At 66.4% G+C, this 13,875-nt stretch carries 12 protein-coding genes; 6 read left to right on the top strand and 6 right to left on the bottom strand.

Going from position 1 to position 13,875, the window contains the following annotated elements; genetic code table 11:
* Nucleotides 1–375: 375 nt before the first annotated feature.
* Complete coding sequence (locus tag AB0O65_RS10385) at nucleotides 376–1,416, bottom strand: DUF559 domain-containing protein (RefSeq protein ID WP_363384815.1); 1,041 nt, start codon at nucleotides 1,414–1,416, stop codon at nucleotides 376–378.
* Nucleotides 1,417–1,523: 107 nt separating this feature from the next.
* Nucleotides 1,524–2,567, bottom strand: coding sequence for an LLM class flavin-dependent oxidoreductase (locus tag AB0O65_RS10390; RefSeq protein WP_177243794.1), 1,044 nt, complete (start codon nucleotides 2,565–2,567; stop codon nucleotides 1,524–1,526).
* A 71-nt stretch (nucleotides 2,568–2,638) separates the two neighbouring features.
* On the opposite strand from AB0O65_RS10390, the gene AB0O65_RS10395 reads away from it, so the two are divergent.
* The gene (locus AB0O65_RS10395) at nucleotides 2,639–4,348 is read left to right on the top strand and encodes a cation:proton antiporter (protein WP_363384819.1); all 1,710 of its coding nucleotides are present in this window, start codon (nucleotides 2,639–2,641) and stop codon (nucleotides 4,346–4,348) included.
* Between the two features lie 49 nt (nucleotides 4,349–4,397).
* On the opposite strand, the gene AB0O65_RS10400 is transcribed toward AB0O65_RS10395, so the two are convergent.
* Together AB0O65_RS10400 and AB0O65_RS10405 are read right to left on the bottom strand one after the other, a co-directional pair.
* Entirely contained in the window at nucleotides 4,398–4,613 is a 216-nt protein-coding gene (locus tag AB0O65_RS10400) for a DUF2795 domain-containing protein (RefSeq protein ID WP_191712682.1), read from the bottom strand.
* A gap of 59 nt (nucleotides 4,614–4,672) precedes the next feature.
* Entirely contained in the window at nucleotides 4,673–5,095 is a 423-nt protein-coding gene (locus tag AB0O65_RS10405) for an Hsp20/alpha crystallin family protein (RefSeq protein WP_071641774.1), read from the bottom strand.
* A gap of 125 nt (nucleotides 5,096–5,220) precedes the next feature.
* On the opposite strand from AB0O65_RS10405, the gene AB0O65_RS10410 reads away from it, so the two are divergent.
* Nucleotides 5,221–5,511 carry a MerR family transcriptional regulator gene (locus AB0O65_RS10410; RefSeq protein WP_071641773.1) on the top strand — a complete coding sequence of 97 codons (291 nt, stop codon included), beginning with the start codon at nucleotides 5,221–5,223 and terminating at the stop codon, nucleotides 5,509–5,511.
* A 48-nt stretch (nucleotides 5,512–5,559) separates the two neighbouring features.
* Here AB0O65_RS10410 and AB0O65_RS10415 read toward each other — a convergent pair whose 3' ends face one another.
* Nucleotides 5,560–6,987 carry a dicarboxylate/amino acid:cation symporter gene (locus tag AB0O65_RS10415; RefSeq protein WP_313479792.1) on the bottom strand — a complete coding sequence of 476 codons (1,428 nt, stop codon included), beginning with the start codon at nucleotides 6,985–6,987 and terminating at the stop codon, nucleotides 5,560–5,562.
* 185 nt (nucleotides 6,988–7,172) lie between these two features.
* Entirely contained in the window at nucleotides 7,173–7,445 is a 273-nt protein-coding gene (locus AB0O65_RS10420; protein ID WP_071641771.1) for a helix-turn-helix transcriptional regulator, read from the bottom strand.
* Between the two features lie 96 nt (nucleotides 7,446–7,541).
* Between AB0O65_RS10420 and AB0O65_RS10425 the strand changes: the two genes are divergently transcribed.
* The 4 genes from AB0O65_RS10425 to AB0O65_RS10440 all read left to right on the top strand — a co-directional run bounded on the left by AB0O65_RS10425 (nucleotide 7,542) and on the right by AB0O65_RS10440 (nucleotide 13,854).
* The gene (locus AB0O65_RS10425) at nucleotides 7,542–8,171 is read left to right on the top strand and encodes an N-6 DNA methylase (RefSeq protein ID WP_313479796.1); all 630 of its coding nucleotides are present in this window, start codon (nucleotides 7,542–7,544) and stop codon (nucleotides 8,169–8,171) included.
* Complete coding sequence (locus tag AB0O65_RS10430) at nucleotides 8,168–9,844, top strand: Eco57I restriction-modification methylase domain-containing protein (RefSeq protein ID WP_313479799.1); 1,677 nt, start codon at nucleotides 8,168–8,170, stop codon at nucleotides 9,842–9,844. Before AB0O65_RS10425 ends, AB0O65_RS10430 begins: the two co-directional genes overlap by 4 nt.
* Nucleotides 9,837–12,389 carry a GIY-YIG nuclease family protein gene (locus tag AB0O65_RS10435; protein WP_363384826.1) on the top strand — a complete coding sequence of 851 codons (2,553 nt, stop codon included), beginning with the start codon at nucleotides 9,837–9,839 and terminating at the stop codon, nucleotides 12,387–12,389. The genes AB0O65_RS10430 and AB0O65_RS10435 overlap by 8 nt, the downstream gene beginning before the upstream one ends.
* A 235-nt stretch (nucleotides 12,390–12,624) precedes the next feature.
* Nucleotides 12,625–13,854 carry a hypothetical protein gene (locus AB0O65_RS10440; RefSeq protein WP_071641763.1) on the top strand — a complete coding sequence of 410 codons (1,230 nt, stop codon included), beginning with the start codon at nucleotides 12,625–12,627 and terminating at the stop codon, nucleotides 13,852–13,854.
* The last annotated feature ends 21 nt before the right edge of the window (nucleotides 13,855–13,875 follow it).

Raw genomic sequence — 13,875 nt, forward strand, 5'->3', positions numbered from 1 at the left:
GGGGTACGGGGTCATCCGCTCGCGTGCGGGCCCGCGCCGCCGGCGTGCGGGGTCGATTGTGCACGCAGATCCGCCCGGAAGTGTACGTATCTGACCCCGCAGCGGCGCGCCGGCCCTTCGCGGCGCGTGGTCCGCCGCGGCGCGCCGGCCCTTCGCGGCGCCTGGTCCGCCGCGGCGCCCGGTCCACCCGTGTGCCGGGTCAGTTGTGTACGCGGATCTGCCCGAAAGCGTACGTTACTGACCCCGCAGGCGGACATGGGTGCGTCGGCGTGCGCACACGACCCGCTCCGCTCGTGTGCGGGGTCAGTTGTGCACGCGGATCTGGCCGAAAGCGTACGAGACTGACCTCGCAAGGGATGGGACCCGCCGGGCGGGTCAGGCCGAGCGGGATGCTATGGCGCCGCGGATTCGTCTGATCAGCGCGTCGGCATCGTTGAGGTCGTCCTGGGTGAGGCGGATCACGATCCAGCCGAGCGCTTCCAGCTCTCGCTGACGCCGGATGTCTCGCCGCCACTGCTCGGCACTCGTACGATGCCCATCGCCTTCATACTCGATCGCGATCTTCAGTTCGGGGTACGCGAGATCGGTGCGCGCGACGAGCATGAGGCCGTTCAGAACTCTGTACTGAACCACCGGCTCTGACAGCCCGCACGTCCGCATGAGCAGTCGGGTCTCGGTCTCCTTCGGCGATTCGACGTCGTAGGAGGCGAGTGCCAGAGCCTCGCGGATCGTGCCACATCCCGGAAAGCGGTTCCAGACATTGAGGCGCTCCGCAATGTCGTCGATCGTCACGTGCGGACGGCTCAGGCGGAGCCCCGGATAGTTCGTCGCGGTGGTGAGGATCGAGTCGATCAGGGTCACCGCTTCGAGCTTGGTGAGCCCTTTCGCACAGGAGAAGAGCGTCGCGACAGGATCGAGTACAGGCACATCGTCGATCCGATGGAGGGTGAGCCGCTCCGGGGCAAGACGAAGCCCGGTGACACCGGCAGTGCGCGGGCGGGAACCGCTTGTGGGCACGAACACATGGAGTGTCTCGTCCTTCTCCCACGTCGAAGGCACAGGCATCCGCCAGATGCGCGCCGCCGTCCTACCGCCGAAGCGCTGATCCGCAGCAAGACGCGGAGCGTAGGCCGTCACTCGGTCGTCGAACGTCTCGGGTTCCGTCGTGACTCGGATGCCGCGATACGGCCGGGCGAGGTCCGGAGCGTCCCGGCGCCGCCGCGGGACGCCCGCGCCGGACGCCTCTTTGACCGTGAACCGCTCACCGAGTGTTGGGGGAAGAGGCGTCCTGGCTCGCATCTCTCCATGGTCGACCTGCGACCGACCGCGGACCCGTGCATGGCCCAGCTGCTGTGGGCAACGTTCGGATCCGCGCAATCTGTGGACAAGCAAGGCGCCATCGTGCGCGGTGACCACAGGAGTCATTGTGGGCGCCGACGCGCGCCTCCGCGGGTCACAAACGTACGGTTCCGTCCCCGAAAACGTACGCAACTGACCCCGCACCCCGTGAAGAGCGGCGCGGCCTACGCCACCAGCAGGTCGAGAGTCTGCGCGCGCCCGGTGGCCGCATCGAGCGGCTCGCCGTCGTAGGCGCCGGCGACCGGCGACACCATGATCTCGTCGACGCCGTGCTGCGCGGCGAATGCGGCCAGAGACGACCGAACCTCGGCACCCTCGCCGATCAGCCAGCGCTGACGCATCGCGTCGATGAGGGTCTGCTCCTGGGCATCCGGATGCTCAGCCGCGCCGCGCTGCGCCTCGTCGACCGTCTCGAGCGGCCTCATCGGCTTGTTGCCGCGCAAGCGCGCCATCGCGCGCAGCTGCGGCAGGGCGCGGGCCTCCGCTTCCTCCGCCGACGGCGCGGCGACCACGTTCGCGGTGAGAAAGGTGAGCGGCGCGTCGAGCGTCTCGGACGGGCGGAACTGCGAGCGGTACAGGTCGAGGGCGCGCTCCAGGCCGACTCCCGCGAAGTGGTTCGCGAACACGTACGGCAGCCCCTGCGCGGCGGCGAGCTGGGCGGAGTAGTCGCTCGAGCCCAGCAGCCAGATCGTGGGGGATCCGGATGCCGCGGGCGTCGCCTTCACGCCGTATTCGCCGCCGCTGGTGAAGCGCACCGTCGCGCCGTCGGACTGCACCATCGCGGCGATGTCCTGCACGTGCGCGGGGAAGCGGTCGACGTCTCCGGTGGTGCCCGACTGGCGCAGCAGATGCGTGATCACGGGGTCGCTGCCCGGTGCCCGGCCGATGCCGAGGTCGATGCGTCCCGGTGCGAGCGCCTCGAGGGCGGCGAACTGCTCGGCCACGATCAGGGGCGCGTGGTTGGGCAGCATGACGCCGCCCGAGCCGACGCGGATCCGCTGCGTGCGCGCGGCCGCGGCGGCGATCAGGACCGGCGGTGTGGTCGATGCCACCGACGGCATGTTGTGGTGCTCGGCGAACCAGTACCGGGTGAGCCCGAGCGCATCGGCGTGCTGGGCGAGCTGCATCGACGACGCGATGGCTTGCGCGCTGGTCTGGCCGGTGCGGACGGGAACGAGATCGAGGACGGAGAGCGCGGGAGTAGTCATCGTCAGAGGACAACGTCGGTCGCCGCGCGCGCATTCCTCGTCGCGCGCATCGCAGGCGTACCCTTCCTGGAATGGAGTCCAGCATCTTCTTCATCGTCGTCGGCGCCGTGGCGGTCGCAGCCGTAGCCCGCCGAAGAGGATGGCCCGCACCGCTGCTGGTCACGGTCGTCGCGCTGCTGGCATCCTTCCTCCCGTTCGTGCCGGATATCGCGATCGACGGACACCTGCTGCTGAACGTCGTGCTGCCGCCGCTGCTGTACTCGGCGGCGCTCGACGTGTCGTTCCTCAGCTTCCACCGGGCGATGCCGCAGATCCGACGGCTGGGTGTCGGTCTCGTCGTCGTCACCGCTGTCGTCGTGGGCTTGCTGGCGTGGTGGGTGATGCCCGAGCTGACCCTGCCGGGAGCCCTGCTGATGGGGGCGATCGTCGCCCCTCCGGATGCCGTGTCTGCGGCGTCCATCGGCCGCCGGCTCGGCCTGCCGCGGCGGGTGATGACGGTGCTGTCGGGGGAGAGCCTGATCAACGACGCCACGTCGCTGACCATGTTCCGGGTGTTCGCGGCGATCGTCGCCGGCGCCACGGTGTCGATCTGGGACGGGATCTGGCAGTTCGCGCTCGCCGTGGTGATCGGGGTCGCGGTCGGGCTGGTGTTCGGTATCGCGCTGCACCAGCTGCGGATGCGCGTCGACGATCCGGTCGTGAACGGCACCTTCGGTCTGCTCGCGCCGTTCGGCGCGTACGCGATCGCCGAGCAGCTGCTCGGGTCGGGCGTGCTGGCGGTGGTCGCGATGGGCCTGTTCGTCGGCTTCAGCGCTCCGAAGACCAGTTACGCGACCAGGCAGCAGGAGGCGCCGCTGTGGCTCTCGGCCGATTTCCTGCTCGAGTCGTTCGTGTTCGCGTACATCGGGCTGCAGCTGCCGCGCGTGATCGGCGAGCTGGAAGACGGCGAGGCAGGCACGATTCTGCTGCTGGCGGTGATCGTCCTGCTGGCGGTGCTCGTCGTGCGGCCGCTCTTCGTGTACCCGGCGGGCGCGTGGGGCCAGCGCTGGACGAAGCTGCGTCTGCGCCGGTGGGAGAAGATGTCGGCGGCGAAGAAGGCGCTTCCGCTCGCGAACAGGCGTCGTCGTCGGCGCCCGCTCACCGAGGAGCAGCTGCGGCGCCGGCTGACCGAGACCACGCTCTCGTGGCGCGACAACGCGGTGATCTCGTGGGCCGGCATGCGCGGAGTGGTCACGTTGGCTACCGCGCTCGCCGCGGCCGATCTTGCGGGTCTCGATGCGCGGGCGGCCGACGCGATCGTCGTGGTCGCCTTCGTCGTGACCGTCGGCACCCTGCTGCTGCAGGGGCTCACCCTGCCGTGGCTGATCGGCGCGCTGGGGGTCGTGGACGACGAGGAGGCGCGGGAGGATGCCAGACAGCTGGCATCCGTGCGCGAACGCAGCCGCGACGTCGGCAAGGCCTACCTGCGCGAGGCGAGGCGCGCGTGGGCGAAGGAGCACGGCGAGGAGCGGCTGCCGGCGTTCGACGCGTATGCCGAGCGTCTCGTGCGCATGCAGGCGGGCGCCGACCAGGCCGGCGAGGAGCCGGCGGAAGAGCGGCCGGTGCGGCCGTCGCCGGAGCAGTTCGCGGCGATGGCGAAGGGCTGGCTGTCGGTGCGCCGCGACCTGCTGCTGGAGGAGCGGCGCGCCGGCAACCTCAGCGAGGAGGTCATGCACGAGCTGATCGCGGCGATGGATGCCGAAGAGCTCGCGCTCGACACGAGGATGTCGCTGCGCACCTGAGCGCCGGGTGCCCGGCGCTCAGGTGCCACGCGGCCAGGGCGCTGCGAGCTCAGGCAGGCACGAGGGCGTCAGCGGACGGGCGGCCCAGGCGCAGCGCGGTGAGGATCTGCCACCGGGCGCTGTAGCTGTACCCGCGGAGCTGCTCGATGGCGGCGATGTCGTCGCGGTCGAGCCCGTCGCGGATGGCTTCGCGCACCAGGTCGTCCTTCGTGGCGGGGAACTCCATCTCGGCGAGGAACCGGCGGAGGTCGGGGGAGGGGGACATGAGACATTCCTTTCCGGATCAGGGCGGGGAGCGCCCGGGCGGGCGCTCCCCGCTGCGGATCAGGCGCTGATCGCCTCGCGGGTGTCGGTCGACTCGACCTGGATGCGGCGCGGCTTCGCGCGCTCGCTGACCGGGATGATCACCGAGAGCACGCCGCTGTCGTACGACGCGCTGATGCGCTCGAGGTCGACGCCGTCGCCGAGCGTGAACTGCCGGAAGTAGCTTCCGGTGCCGCGCTCGCGGGCGATCCAGCGCATGCCCTCGCCGGTGTCGGCGGTGCGCTGGGCGCGGATCGACAGCTGCGAGCCGTCGAGATCGACGTCGATCGAGCCGGGGTCGGCGCCCGGGATGTCGGCATGCAGGACATAGCGGTCGCCGTCGCGGCAGAGGTCGACGGGCATCACGCGCGGGGCGCGTACGGAGTCCAGCACGCTCGCAGCGAAACGATCGAGCTGACTGATCGGGTCGAGGGTCATGGCCATGGTGTTCTCCTCTCACTATGGGCCGCCGGCCGGCGGCGCTGTTGCGGATGCAGGAAATCTGCATCTGGTGATGTATATTTATAGCTCCAGTTCGAACAGATTTCAAGTACGAGGATGGATGCCGAATGGCCGACCGCGACGGTGCAACTCCGGTGTACGGGATCGCCGTCGCGGCCGATCTCGCCGATGTCCCCGAGGCGACGCTGCGGCTGTACGAGCGACGAGGGCTGCTGACTCCGTTCCGCAGCGACGGAGGAACGAGGCGGTACAGCGACGACGACATCGACCGCCTGCGCCGGGTCGCCGAGCTGCGGGATGCCGGGGTGAACCTCGCCGGCATCGGCCGTGTGCTCGATCTGGAAGACGAGAACGGCGACCTGCGGCGCGAGCTGGAGGAGGAGCGCCGCTCGCGCTGACGTCACCGGCGCGGGTCGGGGGATGCCAGGGCATCCGGGTGAGCGAGGTCAGCGAGCGCCGGCCGGCTCCTTCGTGGCATCCGGCTCCACGGCATCCGCGTCGTCGATGTCTTCCGCGAACGGCAGGCCGTTGCGAGGAGCGTTGTAGAGCTCCTCGTCGAGGATGCCCTCGCGCTTGGCGACGATAGTCGGAACCAGCGCCTGGCCCGCGACGTTCACCGCGGTGCGGCCCATGTCGAGGATCGGGTCGATGGCGAGCAGCAGTCCGACGCCCTCGAGCGGCAGGCCCAGGGTCGACAGGGTGAGGGTCAGCATCACGATGGCGCCGGTGGTGCCCGCGGTCGCGGCCGAACCCACGACCGAGACGATCACGATCAGCAGGTACTGGATGAAGCTCAGCTGGATGTCGAAGAACTGCGCGACGAAGATCGCGGAGATGGCCGGGTAGATCGCGGCGCAGCCGTCCATCTTGGTGGTCGCGCCGAGCGGCACGGCGAACGACGCGTAGCCGCGGGGCACGCCGAGGTTGCGCTCGGTGACGCGCTCGGTGAGCGGCAGGGTGCCGATCGACGAGCGGCTGACGAAGGCCAGCTGCACGGCGGGCCAGACGCCCGAGAAGTACTGCTTGATCGACAGGCCGTGGGTCTTCACGAGGATCGGGTAGACCACGAAGATCACGAGGGCGAGGCCGATGTAGATCGCGCCGGCGAACCAGGCGAGCGAGGTCAGCTTGTCCCAGCCGTACTTGACGACGGCGGCGCCGATGAGGCCGAAGGTGCCGATCGGGGCGATGCGGATGATCCACCACAGCACGCGCTGGATGACCTTCAGCAGCGACTCGGTGAAGGCGAGGAACGGCTCGGCCTTGCGGCCGGCCTTCAGAGCGGCGATGCCGACGACCGCGGCCACGACGATGACCTGCAGGATGTTGAAGTTCACGTTCGACACCAGCGTGCCCTCGACGGGGCCGGGGTTGGTCGAGACGGTGAGTCCGAGGAAGTTCTGCGGGATGAGCCCGAGCAGGAAGTTCCACCAGGTGCCGACCGTGTACGGGTCGCCGGTCTCGAGGCCGGCGCCGGCCTTCGAGCCGGGCTGGATGACCAGACCGAGGGCGATGCCGATGATCACGGCGATGAACGCGGTGATGCCGAACCAGAGGATCGTCTGACCCGCGAGGCGGGCCGCGTTCTGCACGCGGCGCAGGTTGGAGATGCTCGCCACGATCGCCGTGAAGATCAGCGGGACCACGGCCGCACGCAACAGCGTGACGTACGAGCTGCCGATGCGGTCGAGCGTGTCGGACAGCGGGGTCGGGTTCTCGGCTGAGGCGCCGAGCGAGACGGCGATCAGTCCGACGCCGATGCCCAGGATGAGGGCGGCGATGATCTGGAAACCGAACGAGGTCAGCAGCTTGCGGACCGGGCCTCGGGTGTCGGGCGCCTTCTGGGCGCGCGCGGTGGATGAAGAGGTGCTCAAGGGGACTCCAATTGTCTGCGCGGAGTGCGCTTCACGTGGACTAAACGCTAAGCGGATCGTCGTATTCCTGCGAATGGATGTGACGAAGCGTGACGCCCTCGGCGGAGCGCCCACCCCACCCCGGTCGTTGAGCGAGCACCCCCGGTCGTTGAGCGAGCGAAGCGAGTCGAAACGCAGCGACCCGCCTACGCCCGCCGACGTCCGTCCTCGGCGGGCAGAGCGAACATGTCCACCGTGACGCCGTCCAGCAGCATCCCCGGTTCGACCTTGAGTGCATCCGCGATGCGCACCAGCGTCGGGATGCCCATCAGTGCGCGGCCCTTCTCGTAGCCGCGGATGTTCGACGAATCGATCTGTGTCAGCACGGCCAACTCGTCCTGCGTGATGCCGCGACGCCTGCGTTCGTCCGCGATCAGCTCGCCGATGCGAGCGGCAGCAGGGGAAGGGACGCGGGGCACTCGTCAAGCGTGAGGAATGTCTGCCACTTGTGCCAGGGTTAAGGCACCCGGGTACAAGTACCGATCCGGGGTTGAGGGAACCCGGGGAGGGTGGCGATGGTCGGCGAGAAGCTGGTCAAGTCAAAGCAGCGCGTCAGCGATCACGGAGAGGTGTTTACGCCTCGCTGGCTGGTCGAGGACATGCTCGATCTCGTCAAGAGCGAGACGGAGCGGATCGACTCGCGATTTCTCGAGCCTGCATGTGGATCGGGCAACTTCCTCGTGCCCGTCCTCGAGCGCAAGCTCGCCACGGTGCAGGCGAAGTACGGCAAGAGCGATTTCGAGAAGCGCCACTACGCACTGCTCGGGCTCATGTGCATCTACGGCATCGAGCTGCTGGCAGACAACGCGGAGGAGTGCCGTGAGAACCTCGCGGGTACTTTCGCCCGGTATCTGAAACTCAACTCCGACGACGTCTGGCTCGATGCCGCCACCGCGGTCCTGGCCGTCAACATCGTGCAGGGCGATGCGCTGAAGATGACGACCGCAGCGGGGGCGCCGATCACCTTCCCGGAGTGGGGATACCTCGGTCTCGGGAAGTTCCAGCGACGTGATTTCCGCTACGACAGCCTCACGCAGCGCGCGGCGGCGTCGGAAGGCTTGTTCGCGCACTTCGAAGAGCACGAAATCTTCACGCCGGTGCAGACCTACCCGGCGATGACCGTGAAGGAGATTGCTGCGCCATGACCCTCCAGGCATCCTTCAACCTCCAGGGCCATAACCCCGACGTCCTCACCTGCATCGCCAATCTCTCGAACGACGAGGTCTTCACCCCGCCCGAATTCGCGAATCAGATGCTCGACACCCTCGAGCGGGCATGGGCTGAATCGAACGGTGGCAAGTCGATCTGGGCCGATTCAACCGTGACGTTCCTCGACCCGTTCACGAAGTCGGGGGTCTTCCTGCGTGAGATCACCCGGCGCCTGACCAAGGGACTGGCATCGCAGATCCCCGACCTCGAGGAACGCGTCGACCATATCCTTACAAAGCAGGTGTACGGGATAGGCATCACCCGGCTCACTTCCCTGCTCGCGCGACGGAGCGTGTACTGCTCGAAAGATGCGACTGGTGAGCACTCGATCGCAAGATCGTTCGACCGCGACTGGGGCAACATCTGGTTCGAGCGGACTGAGCACACCTGGACCGGTCGCAAGAAGGAGCGTCGCGCGAACCCGCTGACGGGGGACGAAGAGCTCGTCGAGCAGGTCGGAACCGGAAAGTGCAGGTTCTGCGGAGCCTCCGAGGCGGAGTACGCGCGCGACGAGTTCCTTGAGACCCACGCCTACGCCTTCATCCACACTGACAACATCAAGGCTCGCGTCAACGAGCTGTTCGGAGCCGACATGCAGTTCGACGTCATCATCGGGAACCCGCCGTACCAGCTGAGTGATGGTGGTGGGTCTGGCACTAGCGCCGCACCGCTTTATCACTTGTTCGTTGAGCAAGCCAAGCGCCTCGAACCGCGGCTCTTGACTCTTGTGACGCCGGCCCGCTGGTTCTCCGGGGGCAAGGGTTTGGACGAGTTCCGCGAGTCGATGCTCAGCGATGATCGGCTTCGCGTGATTGAAGACTTCCCAGACTCCAATGACGTGTTCCCGGGGACGCAGATCAAGGGTGGCATCGCGTTCTGGGTATGGAACCGGGACCAGCCAGGCCAAGTCACTGTGACGACTCACGACAAGGGATCTGTTATCTCAACCGTGACTCGGCCGCTCCTCGAGCCCGGATCTGACGTTTTCATCCGATATAACGAGGCGCTTCCAATCCTCCGCAAGATCGCTGCGGCTGAACAGGGGGTGAGTCCAGCAACCGTACAGTCGCTCTTTCCACCGCGAGATCGTCGGTTCGCGAGCCTCGTTAGCGCCCGTCGGCCATTTGGCATCGAGAGCACGTACCGAGGTGGCGATACGGGGGACGTTGCCATCTATCAAGCGGGTGGAACGTCGTGGGCTCCGCGAACAGCGATCACTCGCGGAGAAGACCTCATCGATAAATGGAAGGTCTTCATTGCATTTCTGGCAAGCGGTAGCGATGCGTTCCCTCATGTCATCCTCGGGCGGCCCTTTGTTGGCGCGCCGGGATCGGCGTCAACAGAGACATATCTCGCGATTGGTCCTTTCGCATCGGAAGCCGAATGCACGAACGTCATCTCATACATCGCTACCCGCATGTTCCGATTCATCGTTCTTCAGAAAAAACCTTCCCAGAACGCGACTAAGAAGGTTTACGACTTCGTTCCAATGCAGGACTTCTCACGTCCGTGGACAGACGAGGCGCTGTACGCGAAGTACGGCATCACCGATGATGAGATTGCGTTTATCGAGAGCATGGTCCGACCCATGGAGGTGGACGATGTCTAAGGCCATGGATGTGCTCCTCCCAGAAAAGCCCGAGGCTCGCCTCCGCATCTACGCGTGGTCGTCTGGCGAGGTCGCAGAGCGCTGGCGTGACTGCCTTAAGATCGGCCAGACGACGCGTCCCGACGTGAACGACCGCATCAAGCAGTCACAGGGTCAAGCCCGCGTCGACTACATACTCGAGATCGACGAGCCGGCCGACCGTGAAGAAGGCAGCGTCTTTACGGATCGCGACGTCCGTGAACGTCTGATCGCGAAAGGCTTCGAGAACGTCGTCTTCGAGTCCAGTCGTGAGTGGATGCGCTGCACATCCGACGACGTCCGCACCGCGATCGCCGAGCTCCGTGCGAACAAGAGCTACTCCGGTTCCCACCACGCTACATTCGCGATGCGTGCGGAGCAGCAGGCTGCTGTCGATAAGACCTACTGGTATTACCAGGACCGCTGGTCGAAGGACGCGGACGCAGTCCCGGAGTTCCTCTGGAACGCGAAGATGCGCTTCGGCAAGACCTTCACGACGTACCAGCTGGCGAAGAAGCTGGAAGCGAAGCGCATCCTCGTCGTGACATTCAAGCCGGCCGTCGAAGACGCGTGGGACACCGATCTCAAGACGCACGTCGATTTCAACGGGTGGCAGTACCTCTCTCGCAAGAGCGAAGGCGATCCGTCAACTGTCGACCCGGAGCATCCGCTCGTCTTCTTCGGGTCGTTCCAGGATCTCATGGGTCGTGACGCGGCGGGCAACTTTAAGCCAAAGCACAAGTGGCTCACCGAGCTCACTTGGGACCTCGTCGTGTTCGACGAGTACCACTTCGGCGCCTGGCGCGATGCGGCCAAGGAGCTGTTCGAGGGCGAGGACGACGCGAAGAAGGAGGAGAAGATCGAGTTCTCCGCCGCGGAAGAGACATTCGCCGAGGAACTCGAGGAGCGCGGCAGCGATGAGGACGCGTTTGTCCCGATCAAGGCGTCCGCGTACCTCTACCTTTCGGGCACCCCGTTCAAGGTGCTAAACGAGGGGCGCTTCATCGAGGAGCAGATCTTCAACTGGACGTACACGGACGAGCAGCGTGCGAAGGCGCAGTTCGCGGCGGAGCATCCTGGCGAGCCGAACCCGTACGCGTCGCTGCCTGAGATGCGGTTGCTCACGTACCAGATGCCGGAAGAGCTCGTCGCGATCGCGCACCAGGGGGAGTTCGATGAGTTTGATCTGAATGCCTTTTTCGAAGCGAAGGGCGCTGGCGCTGACGCTGAGTTCGTGCATAAGGACGACGTGCAGAAGTGGCTCGACATCATCCGTGGTTCGTACCTGCCGACGCAGGTCGATGCGCTGAGAGCCGGCACCCGTCCGCCGTTCCCCTACTCCGATACCCGGCTGCTGCCGTACATGCAGCATTCACTGTGGATGCTGCCGCGTACGGCATCCTGCGCGGCCATGGCCAACCTGCTCGCCGAACCGCAGAACGCGTTCTGGCACGACTACACGGTCATCAATGTCTCCGCTCCCGGAATCGGCGTCGGGCTCGCGGCGTTGCCGCCGGTCCGCGACGCGATCGGCAACGGGCACGACACGAAGACGATCACCCTCACCGTCGGCAAGCTGACGACCGGCGTCACGGTGCCACAGTGGTCGTCGATCCTGATGTTGCGCAACTTGCAGGCGCCGGAGACGTACTTCCAGGCGGCGTTCCGAGTGCAGTCGCCCTGGAGCATCCGCAACCCGAACGGCGACGACCCGCACGAGGAGGCGATCCTGAAGCCGGTCTGCTTCGTGTTCGACTTCGCGCCCACGCGGGCGCTGCGGCAGATCAGCGAGTACGGCCGCGGGCTGGCGCCCGAGAACCCGAACCCCGAGAAAGCCGTCGAGGAGCTGGTGAGCTTCTTGCCGGTTCTCGCGTATGACGGGTCGAACATGACGCAGGTGGACGCCGCCGGCATCCTCGACATCGCCATGTCGGGCACCTCGGCGACGCTCCTCGCGCGCAAATGGGAGTCGGCAGTTCTCGTCAACGTCGACAACGGGACGCTCAAGAAGATCATGGACTCGAAGGAGGCCATGGACGCCGTCATGAACATCGAGGGCTTCCGCGCGCTCGGGTCGAACGTCTTCGAGACAGTCGTGAACAAGAGTGAGGCGGTGTCGAAGGCCAAGAAGGAGAAGGGCGACGACATCACACCCGGCGAGAAGAAGCAACTGACTGCGGAGGAGAAGGAGTACAAGTCCAAGCGGAAGCAGATCCAGGAGAAGCTGATCAAGTTCGCCACCCGGATCCCCGCGTTCATGTATCTGACGGACTACCGCGAAAACACGCTGTACGACGTCATCACGAAGATCGAGCCGGACCTGTTCAAGGCGGTAACTGGTCTGTCGGTTGCGGACTTCAACCTGCTCGTCTCGCTCGGCGTCTTCAACGCTGGACACATGAATCAGGCCGTGTTCGCATTCCGCAGGTACGAAGACGCGTCCCTGTCGTACACGGGCATCGAATCGCACGAAGGGCTACGGCGATACGGGCTCTACGACACTGTGGTGGCTGTAGATAAGCCGTGAGCCGGTTCGCCGCCTCCATCCCGGAGTGGCTCACATTCGCCGCTTCGGCCTTGGCGCCGGAACCACAGGATTGGCAGAGCGGACGCGTTTTGCCACTTGCCGGGATGTCATCAGAGATGTGCACCGAACGAGCTCCGAGGGTGCCTGGGCACTCTTGACGCTCGAGACTTGACACCCGCAACTGCAGACATGTCCCTGCCCTCCAATACACTCGCCCTGACGCGAGGAGAACCCCATGACTGAACCCGCAGGTAACCCGGCCGCAGACGAGACTGCAACTCCGGCGTCGGGCATCGCGCCCGATGTCGTCGTCGGGAAGGCCCGCGAAGCAGCGCAGACCGAGGGCTTCCAGGCCCAGATGTACAAAGCCATCTCCGTGCAGCGTCCGGTCGTCCTGGAGTATTTGCGTTCGGTCCGACGTGCCAAGCCGCAGGCGACACCGACCGAAATGCTCAAGGAACTCGACAGCCGGTACGTCGCGACGGTGACTATCACGAGCAGCGGGGTCGGAGCATCCGCCGCGATCCCGGGCCTCGGCGTTCCGATCGCCCTCGGGCTCGGCGTTGCTGACGTGCTGTTCTTCTACGAGACGAGCGCCCTCTACGTCCTTGCAGTGGCCGAGCTGCACGGGATCCCCGTTGACGATCCTGAGCGCGCCAAGCCGCTCGTGTTGGGGATGCTTCTCGGGCAGAAGTCGCAGAGCCAGGTGAACAAGATGGTCATGAACGCTGTCGGTATCGGCGGCGTAAGCGCCGCGAAGTCGTCAGCCTCCGGCGTCGTCGGCAAGGCGCTGCCCAAGGGCTGGGGCGAGGTGCTGACCGAGCAGCTTCCCGAATCGGCTCTCGCGCCCTTGACGATCGCGCTGGGACGCGAGTCCATCAAGCTCGGTGGCAAGCTCAGCGCCGGCGCGGTCGGCAAGGCGATCCCGTTCGGCGTCGGGGCCGTCATCGGAGGCGTCGGCAGCTTCACCTTCGGGCGCGACGTCGTCAAGGCCGCGCGCATGGCCTTTCCGGAGCCGCCGGTGGGCTTCCCGGAGTGGCTGGAAGACTACGAGAAGCCGACGGACGCCGAGCCGTCACGCGCCATGCTCGCCTTCGACTCTGCAGCGGGCAACGTCAAGGACTTCGGCGAAAGCGTGTGGGGCGTGCTGAGCACCGCGACCGAAGCCTTCCGATCCGTGGACCTGGATGGCGACGGCATCCCCGATGAAGCCCGCGCCCTCACGGCAGTGAAACGCGCTGGAGTCGGAGTCGCCGGCACGGTGAGCAAGAGTGCTGAGGTGTTCCGTTCGGTCGACCTCGACGGCGATGGCGTGCCGGACGAGGCCCGTGCGGTGACCGCCGTGAAGGACGCCGGAGCGGCGATTTCCGGCGCCGCCGACAGCATCCGCGGGAAGGCGGCTGCGCTGTTCGGCGCTCGGAAGCGCGGGGTGGATCCGTCCTCGGACGGGTCGGCTTCCGACTAACACCTTCCCCTCCCGCGCGGA

Source organism: Microbacterium sp. NPDC077391, from assembly GCF_040686955.1.
Taxonomy (GTDB): domain Bacteria; phylum Actinomycetota; class Actinomycetes; order Actinomycetales; family Microbacteriaceae; genus Microbacterium; species Microbacterium commune.